Source organism: Rhodococcus sp. 05-2254-6 (assembly GCF_002258565.1).
Classification (GTDB): Bacteria; Actinomycetota; Actinomycetes; order Mycobacteriales; family Mycobacteriaceae; genus Rhodococcoides.
Genome location: NZ_NOZF01000060.1, coordinates 115,654 through 139,680, shown reverse-complemented (window position 1 = coordinate 139,680; position 24,027 = coordinate 115,654). Strand labels below are relative to the sequence as shown.

General features: G+C 63.9%; 23 protein-coding genes and 1 pseudogene. 19 read left to right on the top strand and 5 right to left on the bottom strand.

Features of this window, described 5'->3' with window-relative positions; all coding sequences use genetic code 11:
• Both CH256_RS08130 and CH256_RS08125 read right to left on the bottom strand, forming a co-directional pair.
• Positions 1-336, bottom strand: a pseudogene (locus CH256_RS08130) (cadmium-transporting ATPase); the annotation flags it as partial.
• Positions 329-727, bottom strand: a complete 399-nt coding sequence (locus CH256_RS08125) for an ArsR/SmtB family transcription factor (RefSeq protein WP_032370896.1) — start codon at positions 725-727, stop codon at positions 329-331. The pseudogene CH256_RS08130 and the gene CH256_RS08125, both read right to left, overlap by 8 nt.
• 136 nt (positions 728-863) lie before the next feature.
• Between CH256_RS08125 and CH256_RS08120 the strand changes: the two genes are divergently transcribed.
• From CH256_RS08120 to CH256_RS08085, 8 genes are all read left to right on the top strand, one after another.
• Positions 864-1,523, top strand: coding sequence for a DsbA family protein (locus CH256_RS08120; protein WP_032370897.1), 660 nt, complete (start codon positions 864-866; stop codon positions 1,521-1,523).
• A complete protein-coding gene (locus CH256_RS08115) occupies positions 1,498-2,145 on the top strand; it encodes a vitamin K epoxide reductase family protein (protein WP_032370898.1) in 648 nt (215 codons plus the stop codon). Before CH256_RS08120 ends, CH256_RS08115 begins: the two co-directional genes overlap by 26 nt.
• A 55-nt stretch (positions 2,146-2,200) precedes the next feature.
• Positions 2,201-2,830, top strand: coding sequence for a TlpA family protein disulfide reductase (locus CH256_RS08110; protein WP_032370899.1), 630 nt, complete (start codon positions 2,201-2,203; stop codon positions 2,828-2,830).
• Positions 2,827-3,459 carry a TlpA disulfide reductase family protein gene (locus tag CH256_RS08105; RefSeq protein WP_080729299.1) on the top strand — a complete coding sequence of 211 codons (633 nt, stop codon included), beginning with the start codon at positions 2,827-2,829 and terminating at the stop codon, positions 3,457-3,459. The genes CH256_RS08110 and CH256_RS08105 overlap by 4 nt, the downstream gene beginning before the upstream one ends.
• Positions 3,456-4,304, top strand: coding sequence for a cytochrome c biogenesis CcdA family protein (locus CH256_RS08100; RefSeq protein WP_032370900.1), 849 nt, complete (start codon positions 3,456-3,458; stop codon positions 4,302-4,304). The genes CH256_RS08105 and CH256_RS08100 overlap by 4 nt, the downstream gene beginning before the upstream one ends.
• A gap of 99 nt (positions 4,305-4,403) precedes the next feature.
• Positions 4,404-5,645, top strand: coding sequence for an Nramp family divalent metal transporter (locus CH256_RS08095; RefSeq protein ID WP_032371006.1), 1,242 nt, complete (start codon positions 4,404-4,406; stop codon positions 5,643-5,645).
• Positions 5,646-6,322: 677 nt separating this feature from the next.
• Positions 6,323-6,553 carry a heavy-metal-associated domain-containing protein gene (locus tag CH256_RS08090; protein ID WP_032364250.1) on the top strand — a complete coding sequence of 77 codons (231 nt, stop codon included), beginning with the start codon at positions 6,323-6,325 and terminating at the stop codon, positions 6,551-6,553.
• Positions 6,554-6,587: 34 nt separating this feature from the next.
• Entirely contained in the window at positions 6,588-8,756 is a 2,169-nt protein-coding gene (locus CH256_RS08085; protein WP_094622984.1) for a heavy metal translocating P-type ATPase, read from the top strand.
• Positions 8,757-8,862: 106 nt separating this feature from the next.
• Here CH256_RS08085 and CH256_RS08080 read toward each other — a convergent pair whose 3' ends face one another.
• Both CH256_RS08080 and CH256_RS08075 read right to left on the bottom strand, forming a co-directional pair.
• On the bottom strand, positions 8,863-9,489 hold the full coding sequence (locus CH256_RS08080; protein WP_032370902.1) for a DUF305 domain-containing protein: 627 nt from the start codon (positions 9,487-9,489) through the stop codon (positions 8,863-8,865).
• A gap of 85 nt (positions 9,490-9,574) precedes the next feature.
• A complete protein-coding gene (locus CH256_RS08075; RefSeq protein ID WP_032370903.1) occupies positions 9,575-9,997 on the bottom strand; it encodes a hypothetical protein in 423 nt (140 codons plus the stop codon).
• Between the two features lie 296 nt (positions 9,998-10,293).
• Here CH256_RS08075 and CH256_RS08070 point away from each other — a divergent pair, with 296 nt between their 5' ends.
• The 5 genes from CH256_RS08070 to CH256_RS08050 all read left to right on the top strand — a co-directional run bounded on the left by CH256_RS08070 (position 10,294) and on the right by CH256_RS08050 (position 16,627).
• Positions 10,294-11,973: a Mu transposase C-terminal domain-containing protein gene (locus tag CH256_RS08070; RefSeq protein ID WP_032386874.1), complete on the top strand. Its 1,680-nt coding sequence runs from the start codon at positions 10,294-10,296 to the stop codon at positions 11,971-11,973.
• 138 nt (positions 11,974-12,111) lie between these two features.
• Positions 12,112-12,915, top strand: a complete 804-nt coding sequence (locus CH256_RS08065) for a TniB family NTP-binding protein (protein ID WP_255122989.1) — start codon at positions 12,112-12,114, stop codon at positions 12,913-12,915.
• Entirely contained in the window at positions 12,912-14,144 is a 1,233-nt protein-coding gene (locus CH256_RS08060) for a TniQ family protein (RefSeq protein ID WP_176456963.1), read from the top strand. Before CH256_RS08065 ends, CH256_RS08060 begins: the two co-directional genes overlap by 4 nt.
• 204 nt (positions 14,145-14,348) lie before the next feature.
• Complete coding sequence (locus CH256_RS08055; protein ID WP_032364181.1) at positions 14,349-15,515, top strand: site-specific integrase; 1,167 nt, start codon at positions 14,349-14,351, stop codon at positions 15,513-15,515.
• Positions 15,516-15,883: 368 nt separating this feature from the next.
• Positions 15,884-16,627 carry a recombinase gene (locus tag CH256_RS08050; protein WP_230591063.1) on the top strand — a complete coding sequence of 248 codons (744 nt, stop codon included), beginning with the start codon at positions 15,884-15,886 and terminating at the stop codon, positions 16,625-16,627.
• A 137-nt stretch (positions 16,628-16,764) separates the two neighbouring features.
• Here CH256_RS08050 and CH256_RS08045 read toward each other — a convergent pair whose 3' ends face one another.
• A complete protein-coding gene (locus CH256_RS08045) occupies positions 16,765-17,793 on the bottom strand; it encodes a helix-turn-helix domain-containing protein (RefSeq protein WP_052047647.1) in 1,029 nt (342 codons plus the stop codon).
• A 109-nt stretch (positions 17,794-17,902) separates the two neighbouring features.
• On the opposite strand from CH256_RS08045, the gene CH256_RS08040 reads away from it, so the two are divergent.
• From CH256_RS08040 to CH256_RS08015, 6 genes are all read left to right on the top strand, one after another.
• On the top strand, positions 17,903-18,223 hold the full coding sequence (locus CH256_RS08040) for a 2Fe-2S iron-sulfur cluster-binding protein (protein WP_024793405.1): 321 nt from the start codon (positions 17,903-17,905) through the stop codon (positions 18,221-18,223).
• 24 nt (positions 18,224-18,247) lie between these two features.
• Positions 18,248-19,636, top strand: a complete 1,389-nt coding sequence (locus CH256_RS08035; RefSeq protein WP_032364182.1) for a cytochrome P450 — start codon at positions 18,248-18,250, stop codon at positions 19,634-19,636.
• The gene (locus CH256_RS08030; RefSeq protein WP_032370840.1) at positions 19,633-20,841 is read left to right on the top strand and encodes an NAD(P)/FAD-dependent oxidoreductase; all 1,209 of its coding nucleotides are present in this window, start codon (positions 19,633-19,635) and stop codon (positions 20,839-20,841) included. Before CH256_RS08035 ends, CH256_RS08030 begins: the two co-directional genes overlap by 4 nt.
• A gap of 69 nt (positions 20,842-20,910) precedes the next feature.
• A complete protein-coding gene (locus tag CH256_RS08025; RefSeq protein ID WP_032370982.1) occupies positions 20,911-21,651 on the top strand; it encodes a transglutaminase-like domain-containing protein in 741 nt (246 codons plus the stop codon).
• Between the two features lie 396 nt (positions 21,652-22,047).
• The gene (locus CH256_RS08020; RefSeq protein WP_032364247.1) at positions 22,048-22,884 is read left to right on the top strand and encodes an SDR family oxidoreductase; all 837 of its coding nucleotides are present in this window, start codon (positions 22,048-22,050) and stop codon (positions 22,882-22,884) included.
• 46 nt (positions 22,885-22,930) lie between these two features.
• Positions 22,931-23,995 carry a BtrH N-terminal domain-containing protein gene (locus tag CH256_RS08015; RefSeq protein WP_032382558.1) on the top strand — a complete coding sequence of 355 codons (1,065 nt, stop codon included), beginning with the start codon at positions 22,931-22,933 and terminating at the stop codon, positions 23,993-23,995.
• The last annotated feature ends 32 nt before the right edge of the window (positions 23,996-24,027 follow it).

The following is a 24,027-nucleotide window of genomic DNA, read 5'->3' as shown; positions in this document are numbered from 1 at the left end:
GTCCTGCGCGGTGGAACCGAGCAGCGCGATCGTCATCAGCGTGCCGACACCGATGCGTCCGTGTCGCAGATTTCTCACCGTCGCGGGAACGAAGGTGACGGCGGCGATCGCGGCAGCGATCAGAGCGCCGACGGTCGCAACCGCATCGGCACCCGTTCGACCGAGCAACCACGATGCGCCCAGGATGATCGCGGCGGCCGAGGCGAGTTGCAGCTCGCGGACCTGCCACAACCTCGGGAGTGCATCGGTTGGAGCTGGACCTCCCGTGCCCGCACCGTCAGCAGTGGATTCGGTGGTCGGCGCTGCCGGGGTAGGTCCGCAGCACGCGTCAGCCATGATCGACCCCGGTGACTTCAGCGACGATCGAGGTGGTGGGCAGTACCTCGGTCAGTGTCGCGAGCAGTCGGGTGCCGCGGTCGGTGAGCGCATACATGACCAACTTTCCGTCTCTGTTCGATGTGACGGCGTCCGCGGCTTTGAGTTTGCGGAGATGGTGGGAGACCAGCTTCTGGCTCTGTCCCACGATCCACGCGATGTCGCAGCCACACATCTGCCCGCCGGCGTTCAACGCGAGCGCGATGGTCAGTCGGGTGGGGTCGCCGAATGCTCGGGCAGCGTCGGCGACCGGTTCGATATCGCCGAGCGCGGGCAGAGTAGCGCGCACCCTCTCGGCGTGAGGGAGGTCCATACACAACAGATCGCACGAGTCCAGAGGTTCCAAGGCCATGGGCACAATCTAACAATCATGCGATCGTTAGGGAAGGACCATTAGTCAACGTTCGCACGATTGTTAGTGTCATAGCGGGTCGAAACGCCCATATCGGGCCCATTGATCAGTCCGAACGAATCGAGAAGGTAGTTGTATGAGCCGAGCGTTGAAGATTTCCTTGTCCCTGGTGATCGTGTTCGCCGCCGCGTTGGCTGTATTTCTGGTGGTGGATCGATCGGGGTCTCCGGATGCTGCCGCCGCCGAGCAGGCCGCGACCGACCCTGCCTCGATTGCGGTGCGCGAGAACAGTCATCGGTTGAACTCGGTGCCCGACGGCCGGGTCACGTTCGTGGAGTTCCTCGACTTCGAGTGCGAGGCCTGCCGATCGGCCTACCCGGCGATCGAGCAATTGCGTGAAGAGTACGGCGACCGGGTGAGCTTCGTGGCCCGCTACTTTCCGATCGCCTCCCACTTCAATGCCGAACGAGCCGCACGCGCAGTCGAGGCCGCGGCCCAGCAGGGCGGATTCGAGGCGATGTATCAGCGCATGTACGAAACGCAGGCGCAGTGGGGCGAACAGCAGGTTCCGCAGGACGAGTTGTTCCGCAGCTTCGCCGTCGAGCAAGGGCTCGACATGAGCGCCTTCGATGCCGCCTACACCGACCCTGCGACGCTCGCGCGCATCGAGGCCGACGTCGCGGACGGGATCGCGCTCGGCGTGCAGGGCACCCCGACGTTCTTCCTCAACGGCACCAAGATCGAACCCACCACCTACGGAGACCTCGCCGATGCCCTCGACGCTGCACTCGGCTGACCCCGCAGCCGCTCTCACCCGACGCAGCGGACCGTTCGCCCGGGGCCTGCCCTGGCTGCTACTGGTGGGCGGCCTGATCGGCCTGACCGCCGCGTTCGTGCTCACAGTAGAGAAGTTCGCTCTGGCGCTCGATCCCGCCTACGCCCCGACCTGCAGCATCAACCCGGTACTCAACTGCGGATCGGTGATGGACACCCCGCAGGCGTCTGCGTTCGGATTTCCCAATTCCCTTCTCGGGATCGCAGGCTTCGCCGTCGTGGCGGCAGTGGGTGCCGCCCTTCTCGCCGGTGCGGTGTTCGCGCAGTGGTTCTGGGGTGCAATGCAGGTCGGTGTCACTGCTGCCGCAGTCTTCGTGCACTGGCTGATCGCGCAGAGCCTGTACGAGATCGGTGCCCTGTGCCCGTACTGCATGGCGGTGTGGGCGGTCACCGTACCGATCTTCTGGTACGTCACGCTGCGCAACCTCGACCGCGCCAGGTCGAAATCCGCTCTTGGGCAATGGTTTCGGCCATGGCTTGACTCGCTGATTCGCAATCACTCGATTCCACTGACCGTGTGGTTTCTCGTCCTCATCGCCCTGATCGCGCAGCGTTTCTGGTCGTACTGGTCCACGCTCCTATGATCCGCGACGTACCGTTCGCCCCTCTGCCGCTCTCTCGAGAAAGAAGGTCACGGCGATGACGCGCGGCTGGTCGATCGTCATGCTCGTCGTTGTCGTTGCATCGATCGTTGCACTGTGGCCCCGCTCCGGTGGCGTCGAGGGCGGCCCGTCCGAGGCCATCGCCAACAATGTCGCGCCGGTCGGACCCGAACCCACACTGTCCCGCCCGCCGGATGACGCGGCACGAGCAACAGCGCTACCGCTGTGTCCGCCGCCGGTACCGCGCGAAGGCGGTCCGCTGGCAGGAGTGATAGCGCGCTGCATCGGCAGCGCCGACGATGTCGATCTCGCCGACGTTCTCGGAAGCGAGGTGACGCTGATCAACCTGTGGGCATCCTGGTGCGGCCCGTGCCGCACCGAGATGCCCGTACTCGATGCCTACACCGCAGAACCCGACGCGATCCCAGTCATCGGAATCGACGTCGAGGACCGGCCCGCGGACGCGGCCGCGCTGCTCACGCAACTGGGCGTCCGCTATCCGAACTACATCGACGGCGGCAGCGTCCTGGACGCGCTCTCGGCACCGCCGGTCCTTCCCCTGAGCTTTCTCCTCCGCCCGGACGGAACGGTCGAGCGCGTCACCGACCCGACGGTGTTCGAGACGACAGACCAGATCCGCACTGCAGTAAAGGATTTCACCTCATGACACGCTTCCCACCAGTGTGGGTCGGTGCGCGCCGTCAGGGCAGCACGCCCACCGCGGCAATTGGATCGATTCTTGCCCTCGTACTACTGATCTCCGGATGCTCCGACGGCGCACAGGCTGCGCCCCCGGGAGGCAGCTTCGACTTCGTCGCCCCCGGCGGTCGAACCGACATCGTCTACGATCCCCCCGAAACACGCGGAACCATAGGCGAACTCGCCGGCCCCGATCTGATGGAGGAAGGCAAGACGACCGCTCTGTCGGACTACGACGGCAAGGTCGTCGTGATCAATCTCTGGGGCCAGTGGTGCGGCCCCTGCCGCGGCGAAGCCGACGACCTCGAAGAGGTCTACGAGACCACCCGCGAGCGTGGCGTGCAATTCCTCGGCCTCAACGTCAGAGATCCACAGAAGGACAAAGCGCAGGACTTCGTCGTCGACAACGACGTCTCCTACCCCTCGATCTACGACCCCTCGATGCGGACCCTGATCGCCCTCGGCGGAAACTACCCGACCAGCGTGATCCCCTCGACGCTGGTACTCGACCGTTCACACCGCGTGGCCGCGGTCTTCATGCGCGCCCTGCTCACCGACGACCTCCTTCCCGTCGTCGAACGGATAGCCGCGGAATGACGACTCTTCTCGCCCAAGACATCGGGTCGGCCTTCCAGAACGCGGCATCGAGCGGGCCCCTACTGCTCGCGATCGCGGCATGCATGCTCGCCGGGCTGGTCTCGTTCGCCTCCCCGTGCGTGGTGCCGCTGGTGCCGGGATACCTGTCCTACCTGGCAGGAATCGCCGGTGCCGACGCCCAATCAGCCGATACCCGATCGCCCCGCACCTCGACCACCGGCACCTCGACCACCGACACGTCGTCGCCGGAGCTGGCGAATCGCTGGCGTGTGGCCGGCGCAGCGTCGTTGTTCGTCGCCGGATTCACGATCGTCTTCGTCCTCGCCACAGCCTCGATCTTCGGAGTCATCGGCACCTTGCGCATCAACGAGCAAGTACTTCAACGAGTCGGCGGCGTCATCACGATCATCATGGGTGCAGCGTTCATCGGATTGATACCCGTTCTGCAACGCGACACCCGATACGCACCTCAGCAGATCTCGTCCCTCGCCGGAGCGCCGCTGCTCGGCGGTGTGTTCGCGCTCGGCTGGACACCGTGTCTGGGCCCCACCCTCGCCGGCGTTCTGTCTGTCGCGGCAGGAACCGAAGGTGCAACCGCAGCCCGCGGGGTCACTCTCATCGTCGCGTACTGCATGGGACTCGGCCTACCGTTCGTCGTCCTCGCGTTCGGCTCGAGTTCGGCGATGCGAGGTGTGGGGTGGCTTCGAAGGAACTCACAGAAGATCAAGATCGCGGGCGGTGTCATCATGATCGCCGTCGGCATCGCGCTGCTGACCGGAGTGTGGGGGTTGTTCATCGCCTGGATCCGCAACGAATTCGTCAGTGCAGTGGTCCTGCCCATCTGATCGAGATGTCGCCAAACCACCCCGCCGCATTGCATTGTTCGGGTAGCCGAACTATATTTTCAGGGTCCTGACATACTGTTGGTGCCGGAGGGTGTGGTCATGTCTGTGCTGCAGCGCCGATCGTCTCGGCCGCCCTCGAGGTTTCGGTCGGGCCTCGTTCTGCTCGGACCCGCTTTCGTCGCAGCGATCGCCTACGTCGACCCCGGCAACGTCGCCTCCAACGTCAGCGCCGGTGCGCAGTTCGGATACCTGCTGGTCTGGGTGATCGTTGCCGCGAACGTGATGGCCGGTCTCGTCCAGTTCCTCTCCGCCAAACTCGGCATCGTCACCGGAATGACACTGCCCGAAGTAGTCCGCGAGAAGTCGAGCAGGACTGTGCGACTGGCATATTGGGGGCAAGCAGAGGTGGTCGCCATGGCGACCGACCTCGCCGAAATCGTCGGCGGTGCGATCGCCCTCTACCTGCTCTTCGACCTGCCGCTCCTGATCGGCGGCCTCATCACCGGGGCCGTATCGATGATCTTGCTGATGGTCCAGGATCGCCGGGGCCAACGGCCCTTCGAGTTCGTGATTCTCGGGCTACTCGGTGTCATCGCCGTCGGATTTCTTGCCAGCGTCGTCGTGGAACCGCCATCGTTCACCGAGGCCGCCGCCGGTCTCATTCCGCGGTTCGACGGCGCGGAAAGTGTGTTGATCGCCGCCGCGATGCTCGGTGCGACGATCATGCCGCACGCGGTGTACCTGCACTCCGGTCTAGCACGTGACAGGCACGGACACCCCGAGGCAGGGCCCGTCCGTCAGCGGTTGTTGCGGATCACCCGGATCGATGTCGGGTTGGCGATGCTGCTGGCCGGGGCAGTGAACATGTCGATGCTGCTGTTGGCGGCCTCGACGCTGGGGGGCCGCGAGGGCGTCGATTCCATCGACGGAGCTCACGCAGCAGTGGGTGACACTCTGGGGCCGGTGGTAGCACTGCTGTTCGCGGTGGGCCTGCTGGCCTCGGGCCTTGCATCGACATCGGTCGGGGCGTACGCGGGGGCGATGATCATGGACGGGCTACTACGTAAGCGCATTCCGATTCTGGTGCGACGACTGGTGACACTTGTTCCCGCACTGGCAATTCTGGCAGCAGGAGTCGACCCCAGTCGGGCACTGGTCGTCTCGCAGGTCGTGCTGTCGTTCGGTATCCCATTCGCGTTGATTCCCTTGGTGCGGTTCACCTCGGACCGCATCCTGATGGGCGGCGATGTCAATCACCGGATCACGGCATACGCGGCATGGCTCATCGCGGGAATCGTCGTCGCACTCAACATTGCACTGATCTATCTGACCGTGGTCTGACTGCACCAAAACCGGGATCGCATCAGTCCTCGGTGTCGGCAGAGTCACCCTCTACCGACACCTCGCCGCCCTTCAGCAGTCAGCGGGGGAGAGGCCGCGTACCTTTCTTCCACACCAACGGGCCACAGTGCCACTGCGGCAGCGAGAGTCGAGCACTCCTGCCTCAATTTTTGCAGGATTCTGTGGATCTAAGTCACACGCTCTGAGCCCAACGGCGTCCTCGAGCGCTTCGACGGCACCGCACCACCACACCTGCTCTATCTCTGAAGCCAGGACGAAGTACGGCGCGACCCGAAACTGTTGCAACAGAACAGCTCTGTCAGTGCCCAATTGTCATACTCGCCGTCATACGGATAGAACCGTCGGTGGACCACCACTACCCGCCGAAATCGCCGAGCAGGCGGTGCAATCGTCCTCACCGCCCTGCAAACAATCGACCACGCTCGCAGTGAGCCAGCCGATGGGGGTCGATCAAGCGCCGCCGGTAGGCCGGTCCACTGACTCCAATACGTCCGCGAGCATCGGAACGTCCCAGTCGCGATCGTCGAGATCCGCGATAGCCCTCGCCGTCAGATCGTTGAATGCTGTCCCCCTTCCAAGCAATACGGGGAGGGGGTATGGTCCGAGTCGTCGCTAGGTACCCCCTGGGGGTATTATTCAGGATGAAGGAGTACCTCATGATCACCACGAATTACCGAGTCACCGGCATGACCTGCGGACACTGCGAGGCGTCGGTCCGGGAAGAAGTCGGTGCTGTGGCCGGGGTCGACACGGTCGAAGCATCGGCGTCGGCGGGGACGCTGACGGTGACGAGCGCCGACGAGCCCGACCACGCCCAGGTCGTCGCTGCCGTTCGCGATGCCGGCTACACAGCCGAACCGCAACCCGCAGATTCACGCACCGCGTAGCCGCTGAACTCGGCGGAGAGAAGGATTTACCGCGATGAACAACCACACACATGCCGATGTCGGCGTGGCCGAGACAGCGGGCACACAGTCGGGCCACGACCCGTCTGGACACAGCGCAGCCCACACCGGACACGGCGAGCAGACTGAACACGAAGGCCATACCGGGCACGGTGGCCATGCCGGTCACGGCGATCACGTCGGCATGTTCCGTCGCCTGTTCTGGGTCATGCTGGTCCTCGCCGTTCCGGTGATCGTTGCCTCGAACATGTTCGCGATGCTCCTCGGATACTCGCTGCCCGACGCAGCGTGGATCGCCTGGGTCTCCCCGGTGCTGGGCACCGTGATGTATGCCTGGGGCGGTTCCCCGTTCCTCACCGGCGCGGTGAGTGAAATCCGTTCACGTGCACCGGGAATGATGCTGCTCATCGCCCTCGCGATCACCGTCGCATTCGTCGCGTCGATGGGAGCGAGCCTGGGCCTGCTCGATCATCAGCTCGACTTCTGGTGGGAACTGGCGCTGCTGATCGTGATCATGTTGCTCGGGCACTGGATCGAGATGAGATCCCTCGCGCAGACCACCTCCGCTCTGGACTCGTTGGCGGCGTTGCTCCCGGATGTCGCCGAACGCGTCGACGGCGACGATGTGGTGCCGGTGTCCCCGGCCGAGCTGGAGCTCGGTGATGTCGTTGTCGTCCGCCCCGGCGGCCGAGTACCGGCGGACGGCACCATCGTCTCCGGATCGGCGAGCATGGACGAATCGATGATCACCGGCGAATCACGCACCGTCCGCCGCAGCGACGGCGACCACGTCGTCGCCGGCACGGTAGCCACCGACTCCGGTCTGCGCGTCCAGGTCACCGCAGTAGGGGAGGACACCGCCCTCGCCGGCATCGGCCGCTTGGTCGCCGACGCCCAGAACTCGACCTCGCGCGCTCAGCGCATCGCCGACACGGCCGCCGGTTGGCTGTTCTGGTTCGCTCTCGGTGCCGCGATCATCACCGCCGCTGTGTGGACTCTGGTCGGGATGCCCGACGACGCCGTCATCCGCACCATCACCGTGTTGGTCATCGCCTGCCCGCACGCACTCGGACTGGCGATTCCGCTGGTGGTCTCCATCGCCACCGAACGCGCCGCCCGCGGCGGTGTCCTGGTCAAGGACCGGCTCGCACTCGAAACCATGCGCACGGTGGACACCGTGCTCTTCGACAAGACCGGGACCCTCACCAAGGGTGAACCCACCGTCACCGCAATCGAGGTGACAGACGGGCGCACCGCCGACAACGTCCTCGCGCTGGCCGCTGCCGCAGAAGCCGACTCAGAACATCCCCTGGCTCGCGCCATCGTTGCGGCCGCACGCGCGCGGAACCTGACCGTCCCGGCTGCAGCAGACTTCCAGTCGTCTCCCGCCGTCGGGGTCTCTGCGGACGTCGACGGCACCCGCGTGCAGGTCGGCGGGCCCGCGCTGCTCGAGCAGGAGCGCGGATCCGAACTTGCTGTCGCCGACCGGTGGCGGGGCGACGGGGCGATCATCCTGCACGTCCTCGCCGACGGGGCCGTGATCGGTGCCCTCGCGCTCGCCGACGAGATCCGGCCCGAATCCCGCACGGCAGTCGATGCGCTCCACGCTCGGGGTATCGCGGTGGTGATGATCACCGGTGATGCCGATGCCGTCGCGCAGTCCGTCGCGACCGAGCTCGGTGTGGACCGCTACTTCGCGGGGGTGAAACCGGAAGACAAGTCCCACAACGTTGCTGAACTTCAACAGGAAGGGCGCACGGTGGCGATGGTCGGTGACGGAGTCAACGACGCACCGGCTCTGGCGCAGGCCGATGTCGGTATCGCTATCGGCGCGGGTACCGACGTTGCTATCGCGTCGGCCGGAGTGATCCTCGCCAGCGACGACCCGAGGTCGGTGTTGTCGGTGATCGAACTCTCGCGGGCCTCGTACCGGAAGATGAAGCAAAACCTCTGGTGGGCAGCGGGATACAACCTCATCTCAGTTCCGCTCGCGGCAGGAGTGCTCGCGCCGGTCGGGTTCGTGCTGCCCATGTCGATCGGCGCGATCCTGATGTCGCTGTCGACGATCATCGTCGCCGCGAACGCGCAGCTGCTTCGGCGACTCGACCTCACGCCCGACACCATCACCGGAGCGGTGAACGAGGGGAGTTCCAATTCTCCGTCGCAGCGCACACCGTCACTGTGAGAGCTGATCTCGTACCGGAAACGCAGCCCTGACGACTGCGAAGCGCTGATGGCCGCACCCTCTCCGCCGGAGAGGATGCGGCCATCGTTGTGTATAGCGGACCAGGTCAGCCGAGCAGCCGCTGCATGGTCTCGATTTCCTGCTGCTGGGTGGCGACGATGGTGCGGGCCATCTCCAGGGCGTCAGGGTTGGAACCGTCTGCGATTTCGGTGTTCGCCATCTCGATGGCACCGGTGTGGTGGGCGATCATCATCGTCAACCACTGGCGGTCGAATTCGGGTCCCGACGCTGCCATCAACGCGTCCATGTCCTGAGCGGTCATCATGCCGCTGTCGGAGCTGTGGTCCATCCCGCCCATCTGACTCATGTCAGCCGAGGGCGCGGGCTTACCCCACTCGGTGAGCCAGGTGGTCATCTGGTCCATCTCGGGCTGCTGTGCGCCGGCGATCGCCGATGCCAGCGACAGCACGTCCGGGTTGTCGGTGCGGCCGTTCGCCATGTCGGCCATCTCGACTGCTTGGGCGTGGTGCGGATACATCATCTGCGCGAACATCACGTCGGCATCGTTGAACTCTGCGGACGCGCTTGCTTGGGCCGAGGACATCGGTGCGGAGGACATCGAGCCCATGGAGTGCCCGTCCATCGACGACTCGGTCGAGTCGTTGCTACAGCCGACGACGAGGAACGCGCTGGCGGCGGCGGCAGCGAGTGAAGCCATGACTTTGGTACGCATGTGGAATCTCCTTGCAAGAGTGGACAATCAGGGGTGTGTGACGTGTTTCGGTCCGCCGGTCGACGCGCGTCTACCGGGCTCCCTGTCACACTCGCAAGGTCACCGATCTGTCCAACTCCCACAACGTCCACGGCGGTGCACGTTCGAGCGTGGAATCGGTGCATCCGACGGTCCGGTTGAGTAGCGTCGGTACTGGATCGATGGCTGCGCTCAACGCCGGGACCGTCAGCGCGGGCGACGACACCGTCGTGCCCACACAAGGGTGCATCATTTGGTGGGCCGTCGGGCAGTCGTGCTCCCCGGCCATCACCGGAACCGACATAGTTTCGGACATATGAAGCGGCGTCGCCATCGAGGCACGGCCGCCGTTCAACGACATCGAGCCGGTTACGGACATCGACATCGGTGTCACCGAATGCATCAACAGGACACCGAACACCGTCAGTGCAATTAGCAGACCGGTCACCGAGGCCGTGCCCCGTCGACCACGTCTGACTGCCAATTGCATGCCCTTGACGGTAGCAGAGATACCCCCCAGGGGTAATGGCGAACCAGGGGATCGCCCGCCCTCCGCTGTCGGGCAGAGGCCGAATCTCTGGGAAACGCCGCCCCAGTTAAGGAGCTGTGCACTCGACTTCTGAACCAGTGCAGCTCACTTCTGAATCTGACAATCTGTCAGTTTCAGAAGACGGCTGCACTCATTGCAGGCGTTACGAGGGTGAGTGCACGTGTCTTCTGACATTCTGATGTCAAAAGTGCGGTGCACGGTCGCATGTTCGGCTCTCGGTGACAGGGAGGCTTGTGATGGACCCCGACAAGCTCGACGTCGTGGAGACCGGTGTGCTGACAGCGTCGGGGGAGCGGTGGTCCCAGGCCGAGACCCGTTTCGCTGTCCTGGCTCCCTTGCTGGAGATGCATCCGGTGCGTTCGGAAGCGGTCGACGCTGCAGCGCAGCGCTTGGGACTGTCCAGGCGGCAGGTCTACACGTTGGTCGGCAGGCTCAGGAACGGGACGGGGACGGTCACCGATCTTCTGACGAAGGTCTCGTCGGGTGGGCGTGGCCGCAGCCGAGTATCCGCTGAGGTCGAGGAAGTGATCGCCGACCATCTGACTCGATACTTTCTTCACCGTCAGAAGCTCAGTGTCGCTGCGCTGCATAGACGTATCGCATTGGCCTGTCACCGTGCGGGTCTGCCTGTGCCGGCCAGGAACACCGTCACCGCGCGTATCGCCGGCCTCCATCCGGCGTCGGTGGCCAGGTCACGCGGGGGACCCGATGCCGCCCGGCCGCGTCAGTCCGCCGGCGACGTTCCACCGGCGGTTGCGGGGATTCTCGATCAGGTCCAGATCGACCACACCGTCGTCGATGTGATGATCGTCGACGAGTACGAGCGTCAAACGATAGGTCGCCCCTACTTGACGATCGCCATCGATGTCTTCAGCCGTACCGTCCTCGGGTTCGTCGTCACTCTGGAGGCACCGTCAGCCGTATCTGCTGGGTTGTGCCTGGGCCGGGTGTGCAGCGAGAAGCAGACGTGGCTCGAAGCATGCGAGCTGGCCGAACAGGTGCAATGGCCGATGGCAGGCAAGCCGAAGCGGTTATACCTCGACAATGCCGCCGAGTTCAAAAGCGAAGCGTTACGCCGCGGATGCGCCCAGCACGCGATCACCCTCGAATACCGTCCACCGGGCCGGCCGCATTACGGCGGGATCGTCGAACGCATTCTCGGAACGGCGATGACGGCTGTGCACGAGCTACCCGGGACCACTTTTTCGAACCCCGCGGACCGAGGAAATTACGACTCGGACAAGCACGCCGCGTTGACATTGCGCGAGTTGGAGCGCTGGCTGGTTCTGGCGATAGCCTCGTATCACGCGAGCGTGCATTCAGGGATCGGGAACACTCCGGCCGCCGTGTGGGCCGGCGGTGTCGCCGCAGCTGGTCATGCCCATCGTGTGGTGCTCGGCGAGACCGCGTTCCTGGTGGACTTTCTTCCCGTCATCCGGCGACGTCTGACGCGCACGGGCTTCGTTCTCGATCACGTGCACTACTTCTCGAACGCGCTCAAACCGTGGGTTGCGCGGCGAGAGGAGTTGGGGCGGTTCGTGATAAGACGTGACCCACGCGATCTGAGCAGAATCTGGGTCCTCGAACCAGACGGTGCAGGCTATGTCGAGGTGCCGTACCGGACGATGTCACATCCCGCGGTAACACTGTGGGAGCACAGAGCTGCTATCGCCCGTCTCCGCGAACAAGGTCGGTCGAACGTTGATGAGAGCGCACTGTTTTCGATGATCGAGCAGATGCGTGAGGTCACCGACCGCTCGCAGAAAGCCACCCGCAAAGCCCGGCGCAACCGTGCCCGCCGCACGCATCTCACCGGCGCCGCGTCTGCACCGATCCCGGCGATCCACCCGCCGGTGGAGCCTGAAACGGACGGCGGCACCGCAACGCCGGTCTTCAGCGACATCGAGGAATGGTGAGCCGATGACCGCATCGAAAGGAAGCAGCAACGAACCCACCGAGTCGTCCAGCGAGGATTTGGGGCACCTGCGGGAGTCGGTTCGACCGCTCACCGCACTCGACGACGCGGAGCGGATCCGGTTGATCCGGTCGGAGAGATGGACGGGTATCCGCAGGCCCGTACGGTCATCGACCATCTGGAGACGTTGCTGTCGTGGCCGGACCGACAGCGTATGCCGAACCTACTGTTGCTCGGTCCGACGAACAACGGCAAGTCGATGATCATCGAAAAGTTCCGGCGCACTCATCCGCCGATCAGCTTGTCCGACCGCGAGCAGATACCGGTGTTGTGCATGCAGATGCCCCCGGACCCGTCACCCGGCCGGTTCTACCTCGCACTGCTCACAGCGTTGGGAACACCGACCAGGCCCCGCAATCGGGTCCACGAACTCGAACAGCAAGCATTGATGCTGCTCCGCGCCACCGGCGTGAAGATGTTGATCATCGACGAGCTCCACAATGTTCTCGCCGGCCGCGACAACGTCCGCCGCGAATTCTTGAACGTGCTGCGATTCCTGGGCAACGAACTACGCATTCCTCTTGTCGCTGTCGGAACCCGCGACGCCTACCTCGCCATCCGGACCGATCCCCAGCTGGAGAACCGATTCCACCCCATGACTTTGCCGGTCTGTACCAACACTGCCGACACCAGATCACTGCTGGCCAGCTTCACCACGAGCTTCCCCCTCCGTAAACCCTCGCACCTGACATCACCGGAGATGACCGACTACCTCCTCACTCGCTCCGAGGGCACCATCGGTGAACTGACAACGCTGCTCACTGCCGCAGCAGTGACCGCCGTCGACAGCGGAGAGGAAGCGATCACCTCATCGGTGCTCACGCGCACTCTGTACCTCGGTCCCACCGAGCGGCGCCGCCAGTTCGAGCGCCACCTCGCGTGAACGCGCGGCTCGCACCGATGCCCGGTGATGCGTACGTTCGCCCGTGGCCGCTGCATCCGCAGCCACTGCCAGGTGAGGCCCTCTCGTCCTGGGTGGCCCGGATATGCGAGCTGTATCCGCACATCAAGCCTTCTGACCTGCTTGCAGACCTCGATATCGATTGTGCTGTCGAGGATCTCGACCGCTACACACCGGAGCCGATACTTATCGAGCTGGCCGGTCGCGGCGCAGTCCCGGTAGAGAGGGTGCGGATGATGACGTTGGCGGGGTGGACACCGTGGTTGCTCGACAGCACCGACCCCGCCGACTGCGACTTCGACACCTACGTCCACCAGTTCTCGATCCTGCTACCGGCCGACCTCGCGAGGGAGGATCGACGACGTCGCACACCCACGAGCGAGGCATGGTTGCCGTGGGCGAGCACTCCGCGTAGTCGGGCATGCCCGGCATGTGTCGACAGCCTCGAATCCACTGCTGGTATCAACATGGCTCTGCTGCAGCAATATCCGGTGCTGAGCAGCTGCCTCGACCACCGTTGTCGACTCGAACCCTGCTCTGTTTTCCCTGGTCATGCGATCTTCTGGGATCAGGTCCGGTTCGGTTCGGACGAACGGGTCTCGCCCGTTCCGGTTCCCTCGGCGGTCACGGACCTCGATCGGCGCAGCACCGAGGCCCTGACGACGGGATGGGTGGAACTCGGCCCAGGCCGGGTACATGCCGCAGTCTGGTTCCGACTGCTGCGCACCGTCGTCGACGAAGTGTCCTCACCACTGGTTCGCACCGGACGGTGGGCGACGAGACTCGTTGCGATCTGGAAGGCCGCCGGTCGTTCCCGCCCGCTCCGGACCGCGTGGGTTCCGTTCGAGGACCTGCACTGGGACGAGCAGGCGAAAGTCCTCGAGGCCGCAGCGATCGGCATTGCGATGGTCGAGAGCGGTGAGATCGACGCCGGCGGTGCGCACGCATCTCTGCTGAGCCCACGACCGTATGAGCCGGTCGATCCCGGGACAGCTCCGACGCGCTCGTCTTATCCCGCACCCGAGCGCGATTTATGGGCTGACGCGCACGCTGCGGCCGAGGCCGCCATCGCGGCAGCGCGCGTCGATCCCGCATCCGCCAGTTCGTTGTACAACTTCCTGCGCTGGGGGTGCCGCACCGCAGCGGAGCTGGATGAGACGGTGCAACTGTTCCTCGACCACGGGATCCCGCTGCACCATCCGCCGACATAGCTATCGCCCGATGGAGCGGGGTCGTCCGCGGCGCACACGCGGCGACAGCCGAGAAGCCCGTTTTCGCGCCCGGGTCATAGTCACCAACGTTATCTGTGCGGTGACCGACGAGAATTTTCCTTCCCGCACCGTCTTCGTCTAAATCCCTGCTCAGCGCGTTTCAACTCGAAAGAGCTGTCGGGGGTGCTCGCTACAGTCCCTGTCATGGCAGATCGGCAGCTAGGTGAGGTCCTGGACACGGATTCAGTCGTCCCGGTGAGGAGTGCGGAGGTGTTTCCGGACCTGTCGGGCGAGGTCGCCGCTCGGATCGAACGGTCGATGGCGTCGGCACGGTCCGGTGCTACCCGCCGCGCCTACGATTCGGCGTGGCGACGCTTCGAGACCTGGTGCACCGTCGCCGGGCACCACGCGTTGCCGGCGCATCCCGCTACGGTGGCGGCCTATCTCGTTGCGGCTGCCGACACGCTCACCGTCGACGGGACGCGGGCGTATGCGCCGTCGACGTTCGGCAAATGGATCGCGGCGGTCGCGGACCGCCACCGCGCTACCGGCTACGACAACCCGTGCGGGCACGAGATGGTGCGCGCCACTCTCTCGGGTATTCGGCGGGATTACGCGTCTGCGGGGGAGCGGCCCCGTAACCCGCGCGCACCGCTGCTGACCTCCGACATCACTACGATCGTCGATTACGCGCGTCGAGGTGGGGCCGGGTGGGCGTCGGAGGTCCTCGAACGCCGCGACACTGCGCTGCTCCTGATGGGCTACACCGGCGCATTCCGCCGCAGCGAACTCGTAGCGCTCGAATGCCGCGATGTCCACCGCGACCGCCTCGACGGCGCGCACGTACGTATCCGCAAATCGAAGACCGACCAGGACGGCACCGGAACCGTGAAAGCACTCCCGTTCACCGACCGCCACGAGTCATGTCCGGTCTGCGCGTGGGTGCGATGGCTGCAGATCGTCGCAGCGTTCGACACCGGCGGCAGAGTTGCTGTCATCCGAATACTTTCCCGCGCAGTGGAATTCGACTCCCATATCTGCCGCGGCACCCTTCCTGTAGTCGAGAAACGGTCCCCTCTGTTTCGGTCCGTCCGCAAGAACGGCAACCTCTCCGACACAGCCCTGTCCGGAGCCGCGGTGCACGCGGCGATCCGCCGCCGCGCTACTCGAGCTGGATACGGCCCCGACACCGTCGCCCAGCTCGGCGGGCATTCCCTCCGTTCCGGCTTCGTCACGCAGGCCTTCCGCAACGGTGCCGACGCGCATGCGATCATGCGCCAAACCGGGCACACCACACCCGCAATGGTCGAAACATACGCTCACGAGAATGCGCCACTGGTCGGCAACGCCGTCACCGAGCTCGGCCTATGACCAGGCACCCGACCGAACCAGTGAGCGGCGACGGGACGACAGGGGTAGATGCTGACCACGACGACCGCCCTTGTCCGATACGTGCATCGGACATCACGAACACGTCGATACCGAGGCGGGATCGGCACACGTGGTCACTGTTCGAGGACTGGTGCACCGCCCATGGCGAACCCCCATTGGCGGCCTCTCCTGAGTCACTTGCTCGGTTCCTGTATGCGCACCCCGCCGCGCCGACGACCCAACGCCGCCGGATCGCGGTGATCGACTCCGCTCATCATCGGCATCTATTACCTCCTCCAGGGCGCGCTGAGACCGTCCGGGCTGCGCTGGATGGGGCCCGCACGTCGCGCCTGCAGGAGGTGGCAGCCGTGATCGGCGGAATCATCGCCCGACTCCCCGAATACGGTTGGCCGTCAGCGTTGTTCGCGCGCAGAGACGCGCTGATCCTCACGCTCGCTACGACAGGTCTGCCGTACACGCAGATCGCGGCCCTGCGGGCATGCGATGTCACCGCCGATGCGGGTCTCGACGCCCTTCGCATCGAGACAGGCCGCGGCGTTCATACCCTCACCTCCCTCGCGCTGGCGGGGACGGGCATTTCTCCGCGCACGGTGTACCAGCGCTGGTGTGAGGTGCTCGGCCATCAGGCCCGGTATCCGAGCACCCGAATGCTCGCCGACGCTTTCGATGCCGTGGACGGCACCGGGCTCGGCGGATACGACCGGTATTTCGACCCGGCCGGTCAACATCCGCTGTCGACTGCGATCGACCGGTGGGGCCACACCCCGTTGGCTGCGACCCCGCTGACCGCCCGTGCGGTAGCGGGCATCGTGCGAATGCACTGGGACGGAAGGGCACCCACCCACCTGCAGCCCACTGCGCGGTCACAACATCCGGAGCAGATCGCGGCACCGGATCCAGTACCGCGGGTTCTACTCGACCCCGGCTACTACGAACGCGGAACGCTTGCGCGTAGACACGCCCACGGTCTTCTCGACGACGTGGACTCTGTCCTGGCCGATGTCGAAACCCGCGCGGACAGCCTGTTGGAAGCTCTCGTCGACTTTCTCGAATCGGAGACCGCACGCGTGCCGGCCGACACCGTCGAGTGACTAGTGGTTGGTACTCGGGTTTGCACACACTCTTCTTCTCACGGCAGGGAGGCGGTGACGTCTCAGAAATCTCCGAGATGAAGATCGATCAGGCCGCGAACGAACGAGGCATCGATCTCGACCCCGTTCTGCGGGGTCTACGTCGAATCCGGGTCGTCTGAGAGTCGGGGATTTCGGAAATCTTTCGGAGAGCGTCCGGTCCAGCGTTTGAAGGCGTGAGAGAAGTTGGCGAGGTCGCTGTATCCGAGTTCGGTAGCGATCTCGCTGACCGAAACCGATCGGTCGAGGAGCCGTAGCATCGCGCGCTCGTACAGCAGCGAGTGGCGCACCTTGCTATAGGTGGTTCCTTCTTCGGCAAGCCGCCGTTTCAACGTGCTACTCGACATCGACAATGCTTGTGCAACATCATGGTTGGTTCGCTGTCCGAGGTCCTTTTCCAACTGTTGCCTCACCTTCTCGGCGGATGACATGGACCCACTCCGCTGGGCGAGTGTTCGCTGCAGATCAGCGATAGCGAGACGATATGCGAGGGGGTCCGAGAAGCGACAAGCCTTGTTGAGGGTCTCCTCGGGTACGTGGACGAAGGAAATCGGAGCGTCGAAGAACCGGCGATTCGCCCCCGGACCTTCGTCGTGGCTCACCTCGGCCGGCTCCGGCCAGCTCAGATGGAGTGTCACCGGCGATATGTCACCGGCGAGCATGTCCAGCAGTCGTAGTAACGCCGACCCACCGTAGGTGATGACCAAGCAGTCCAGTGCGGAATCGCCTGTGTGCGCAGTGAGCCCGACGATCAGACCGTAGTCGCCGGTGTGGAACTGCGACTTCAACGCCGTGGAGATCAATGGTAGGTATGTCAGGAGATCGACGATCTCGGCGACCGAACCAGCGCTGATCAAAGGTGAACTCAGAGGCCCGAACGATGTCAACTGGGCCTGCTCGGCAAACGCAAATCCGAGTCGAGTGGCCTGGGCGATATCGAGTTCGGGATAGACCTCCCGAAACCACCGTATCGGTGCCTGAACGTCATGCTGAATGAGCGTCGCTTCACTGGTTCCTTCGCGGTGCATGATCACACGAAGCCGCGCGGCGGCGTCAGGGTCGAGTGCGCGGCGTTCGAGCAACTGAACGAACGCAAGCGGTGGCACGCCCTCGTCGCTCAGCTTCACGGTGACCCCTTTGACCCGAATTCACAAGTTTATGACTCCACCGAACATAGCCGTCACCCGCGTTTGCGACGACACTTTCGTCAATCACGCCGGAAAACGAGGAGTTGACATGGCAGCTGTAATTTTCGTCGCCCACGATGGTGAGAAGCACGAGGCGGCTCTGGTCGAAGGTCGCTCGCTGATGCAGATTGCAACCGACAATGCTGTGCCGGGGATCGATGGAGACTGTGGGGGCGAAACGGCCTGTGGCACCTGCCATGTGATCGTCGACCCGCAGTGGTCAGGAGAGGTGGGTCTGTCCGGCGCCGACGAGGAGGAGATGCTGGCGATGAACCCCGAGCGTGAACCCACGTCTCGGTTGTCGTGCCAGATGGTGGCCTCGGAAGCGTGGGATGGCCTGATCGTTCGAACACCTGAATTCCAATTGTGATGTGCGAAAGGCAGGCACGACAGCATGAAAGTTTCTGAGTCGATCGCCGACAAGGTCCAGTCGACCATCCCGATAGGGCTGCAGATCCAGGGCGCTCATTTGTACGACAAGACCCGACGGTGGGTGACTGGCACGAATGGCAAGAAGATCTTCGTCGAAAGTCCCATCCCACCGGTCGAGGATGTCGAGCTCGCCGACATCGACCTCAGTAACCCCTTTCTTTACAGACAAGGGCGGTGGCAGTCGTACTTCGAGCGCGTGCGGAACGAGGCACCGGTGCACTACCAACCCAATAGTCCGTTCGGCCCGTTCTGGTCGGTCACGCGCCATGCCGATATCGTGGCCGTCGACAAGAATCACGCTGTGTTCTCGGCCGAACCGTTCATCGTCATCGGCGTTCCGCCCCGGTTTCTCGATATCGAGATGTTCATCGCGATGGACCCACCACACCACGACAAGCAGCGCGCTGCCGTCCAGGGGGTTGTCGCACCGAAGAACCTCCGGGAGATGGAGGGACTGATCCGATCGCGCGTACGGGAGGTATTGGACGACCTCCCCTTGAACGAGCCGTTCGACTGGGTGCAGAATGTCTCGATCGAGTTGACAGCTCGGATGCTCGCAACTCTTCTGGATTTCCCCTACGAACAACGCCGCAAACTCGTCTACTGGTCCGATTTGGCAACCTCGATGGAGCAAGCCAACGGTGGGCCCTCGGACAACGACGAGGTGTTCGAAGGCATGCGTGACATGGCCCGTGGCCTCAGCGCTCTCTGGCATGACAAAGCAGCCAGGAGGTCTGCAGGGGAAGAGTCCGGTTTCGATCTGATCACCATGTTGCAGAGCAACGAGGACACCAAGGATCTGATCGATCGTCCGATGGAATTTCTGGGCAACCTCGTCCTGCTGATCGTCGGTGGCAACGACACCACGCGAAACTCGATGAGCGGTGGCGTTCTTGCGTTGAACCAATTCCCCGACCAGTTCGAGAAATTGAAGGCCAATCCCGATTTGATCCCCAACATGAACTCGGAAATCATCCGATGGCAAACACCCTTGGCGTACATGCGCCGAATCGCCAAAGCCGACACCGTTCTGAACGGACAATTCATCCGCAAGGGTGACAAATTGGTGATGTGGTATGCCTCGGGTAACCGCGACGAACGCGTTTTCGAGAATCCTGATGATTTCATCATCGATCGTGCCAATGCGCGCAATCACATCGCGTTCGGATTCGGTGTGCACCGGTGTATGGGCAATCGGCTGGCCGAAATGCAGCTGCGGATTCTGTGGGAGGAGTTGCTTCCCCGCTTCGAGAACATCGAGGTCGTCGGCGACCCCGAGTATGTTCAGTCGAATTTCGTGCGGGGCATCAGCAAGATGATGGTGCGCCTGACGCCTACTTCCAGCGTATGACATCGCAACGGGCGATCATCGTCGGCGCAAGCCATGCTGGGGCACAACTGGCAGCTAGTTTGCGCCAAGAAGGTTGGACAGGCGACATCGTCCTCATCGGTAACGAGTCTGCCGCTCCCTATCAACGCCCCCCGCTGTCGAAGGCATACCTGGCGGGCAAATGCGTACTCGACGATATCGCCATTCGCAGCACGGACTTCTACTCCAAGCAAGGTATTCAGCTCCTGAACGCGCAGGTGGAGACCATCGTTCGGTCGGAAGGCAACGTCGTTCTCGACACCGGGGAGAAGCTGGCCTACGACAAGCTCGCGCTGTGCACGGGAGCCCGCCCTCGTCGGCTCACCGTTCCCGGGGCCGATCTCCACGGGGTCTACTACCTGCGCACCGCAGCGGACGTCGAGAGGATACGTATGGCCACCGGCCCTGGCCAGCGGGTGGTGATCGTCGGAGGCGGCTACATCGGACTCGAGACAGCGGCATCGCTGCGCGCACTGGGCGTACAGGTCACAGTCCTCGAGGCAACTGGGCGTGTGCTCGAGCGGGTCACTGCTCCCGAGGTATCGACGTTCTTCGAGCGGATACATCGCGAACAGGGAGTCGACATCAGAACGAACGCGATGGTTCAGGGCCTGTCCGGTGACCGTGAGGTTCGTGAAATCACCTTGGCCAGCGGAGAATCGATCCCCGCAGATCTGGTCATCGTCGGTGTCGGCGTCGAGCCGAACACCGACCTCGCCGCCGATGCGGGTCTTGTCATCGACAACGGCATCGTGATCGACGATCACACTCGGACCAACGACCCCGACATCATGGCGGCGGGGGACTGCGCGAGCCACGACATGGCCCGTTACGGCCGTCGACTACGGTTGGAGTCCGTCTCGAGCGCAGGAGAGCAGGCCAAAGTCGCTGCGTCGACCGCCTGCGGGAAGTCCAGAAAAATCGAAGCGTTGCCGTGGTTCTGGTCGGATCAGTATCACTTCAAGCTGCAGATCGCCGGCCTCAACACTGGATACGACGAAGTGGTTCTCAGCGGTGACCCCACCCGCGACAGTGATTTCAGTTGCTTCTATCTCCAGGCCGGTGAGCTCATTGCCGCCGACTGCATAGGTCGCCCGCGCGAGTTCATGTACAGCAAACGGGTGATCGCCCAGCGACTCCCCGTCCAACGCGAAGACCTGATGCTCGGCGGACTCGCGCGCAACTGACCGATCCTTCGGTCGTTGTGCACACAACAGCAACCGGTTTGCTCAGAGAAGGGAACATCAGCGATGACCATGACAGACCGCCCGCCCGGAGCACATACTACGCAGCCACCACACGCATACCTGGGAGCAACGGACTTCCTCGACATCGAGCACGAATCCGTGCGGGCGTTCACCGCCGCGGCAATCGGAGATGCGAGCAGCGACCGTGACAAGGCCAGACGCCTCTTCGCCGCCGTCCGCGACCGAATCTGGTACGACCCATACACCGTGTCGGACGATCCGGCCCACTATCGAGCGAGCTTCGTCCTCGAGGCCGGGCGCGCTTACTGCGTCCCGAAGGCGGTGCTGTTGACCGCAGTGTGCCGGGCGGCGGGTATCCCAGCACTGCTCGGCTTCGCCGACGTCCGAAATCACCTGCAGACCGAGACGTTGCGCACGCTGATGGGCGGCACCGACCTGTTCGTCTACCACGGCTACAGTCGCCTCTACATCGAGGGCCGGTGGTTGAAGGCCACGCCGGCATTCAATGTCGAGTTGTGCGCTCGTTTCGGCGTGCCGCCAGTGGAATTCGACGGCGATCGCGATGCTCTCATGCATGCCTTCACCGCAGACGGAGCCCAGCACATGGAGTATGTCCGCGAGCGAGGAGTCTTCGACGACCTACCCTTGAACGCGATCTTGACGGTGCTTCGGCACGCCTACGGCCCCACGATCTTCACGGGCGCTCACCCACTCGATGATGTTTTCACCGGCCGCACCCGGCCGGACGAAACTCCCGGGGATCGAAACCTTCCGCGGGAGTCTCGATGAACACAAGCGGTGAGAACATACGCGCCGAACCCCGTATCGCGGCCGACTGCCGATCGGTCGGAGCTCTCTCCGCGAACAATCGCGATCGTGAACACTCGGACCGCCTCGGACACCTTCGAATCGGGTGAGCCGATACCTGCTGGCAGAGCTGTGCCACATGACTGTCTCGTCGCCGCGGCCGTGGTAAGGCCGACACCGGAAGTTGCACCGAACAGACGAGACTCGCTCTGCCGCTGGAATTGCGGCTGCGGGCGATGAACGACCGATCCGAACGCCTCCCCGGGCACGAGACGACGCGCGATACCCATATCCCTCTCCCGTGTGCGCAGCCGCTACCGCGAGAGCGGGCCGACAGGCGTCTACCGATGTCTCTCATCTATGCAAGGAGCGCAGCAGATGACAAACAACGCACCTCACACCCCCGCCAGGACCGTGGCGATCACAGGTGGAGCTCGCGGCATCGGCTATCAGACAGCGAAGGAGTTGATTCGACGAGGCCACCGGGTCGCCATCGGCGACATCGACGAGGCACGTGCGAAGGAGGCCGCCGCCGAACTCGGGGTGAAGGTCGTCACCCGACTCGACGTCACCGAACCTGACTCGTTCACAACGTTTCTGGACCTGGTCGAACGTGAACTCGGACCCCTCGACATCCTGATCAACAACGCGGGCATCATGCCTACCGGCCACGCCCACGAAGAGGACGATGCAGTAACCCGGCGTCAAGTCGAGATCAACGTCCTGGGTGTCATCTTCGGGACCAAACTGGCTCTTCAGCGCATGCTGCCGCGCCGCACCGGACACATCATCAACACTGCGTCATTGGCCGGCGAGCTCGCGGTACCTGGTTTGGCGACCTACTGCGCTACCAAGTTCGCAGTCATCGGATTCACAGAGGCCGCACGACTGGAGTACCGCAAGTCAGGGGTTCGACTGTCCACAGTCCGCCCGACGTTCACCAACACCGAACTCGTCGCCGGAACCGCCGGCGCAAAGGGATTACGCAACGCCGAGCCGGAGGAAATCGCCCGCGCGACAGCAGATCTGATCGAGAATCCACGCCCCTTCGTCCGCGTCACCCGTCTCGCAGGCGCAATGGTCGCGGCGGTGAAATTCGTCCCCCGGCGGCTGGCGACCGGACTGGGTGCGGCCCTGAACACAGATTCGGTGTTCCTCGCGGACGTCGACATGACTGCTCGCCGAACGTATCTCGACAGAATCCAGAACAGCTGAGCATGCCGACACGCGCGCTCGACCAACCACCCGAAAGGCAGCCACAGTGACCCCCACGACTCTGATCGAGAACTATCCCCACCGGATGGGAGGGCACTGCGGGTCAGGTGCAATGCGAGACCTTCTCCAGTGGCACGGTCTGGGATGGGACGGACCACCCGACGAGGGGTTGGTGTTCGCACTGGGTGGTGATCTCGGTTTGTCCTACCTGCGATCGGACGACCTGGTCCCACCGATGTACCTGGTCGGCCGCGGTGCCGACTTCGAGATCGACTTACCGCGCAGGCTCGGCGGACAAGTCGAGGTTCTCACGACCGACGATCCCGGTGAGGGATGGTCATGGGTTCGCGACGACATCGATGCGGGAAGACCCAGTCTGGTCTGGGCCGATATCGCTGAGCTGCCCTACTTACGGGTGAAACTGCAGATGAGTCGCCACGACATCGTGGTGATCGGCTACGACGAGATCGGGGGGACTGCCTCGGTCGTCGACAACGATCGGGCCGACGTGCAGAAGATCCCGCTCGACGCGCTGGCTCGGGCGCGATCTTCCACCTCGTTCCCGCAACCGACACGTCACTGCACGTACCGAATCACGTGGCCGCAGACACTGCCGCCCGTGTCGACTGCCGCGGCCGCGGCCTTCGCCCGATCCGCCGCCAGCATGCACGCCCCATCGACACCGGGAATAGCCGACCACATACCAGCAGCCGGTGCCGACGGTTTGGCCGCGGTCGACCAGCTGGCAACCGACGTCAAGAGCTGGGTCGACCTTCCGCCCGATGACCTCGAGACGCTGCTGTTCAGTCTCGGTATCTTCATCGAAAAGGCCGGAACCGGAGGCGGGCTCTTTCGTCGGCTTCTCGCCGACGGCTGTACCGAGATTGCACGTCTGACCGGTGATCCCGCTACCGCAGACCTCGCGGTGGCCGCCGATCACTGCGCCCAGGCCTGGACCGAAACTGCCCGCGCCGGAACACAACGCGGTCTCGATGTACGAACACGCGCAGCTGCGGTGGCCGTGTCGGCTGCCAGACTGTCGGAACTCGAGCTGATCCTGGTGGAGTCCCTGGAGTCTGCTTCACGCTCGCTGTCCGCCATCACGAGATGATGCCCACCGTCGTTCGATGGCGCGCGGTACAC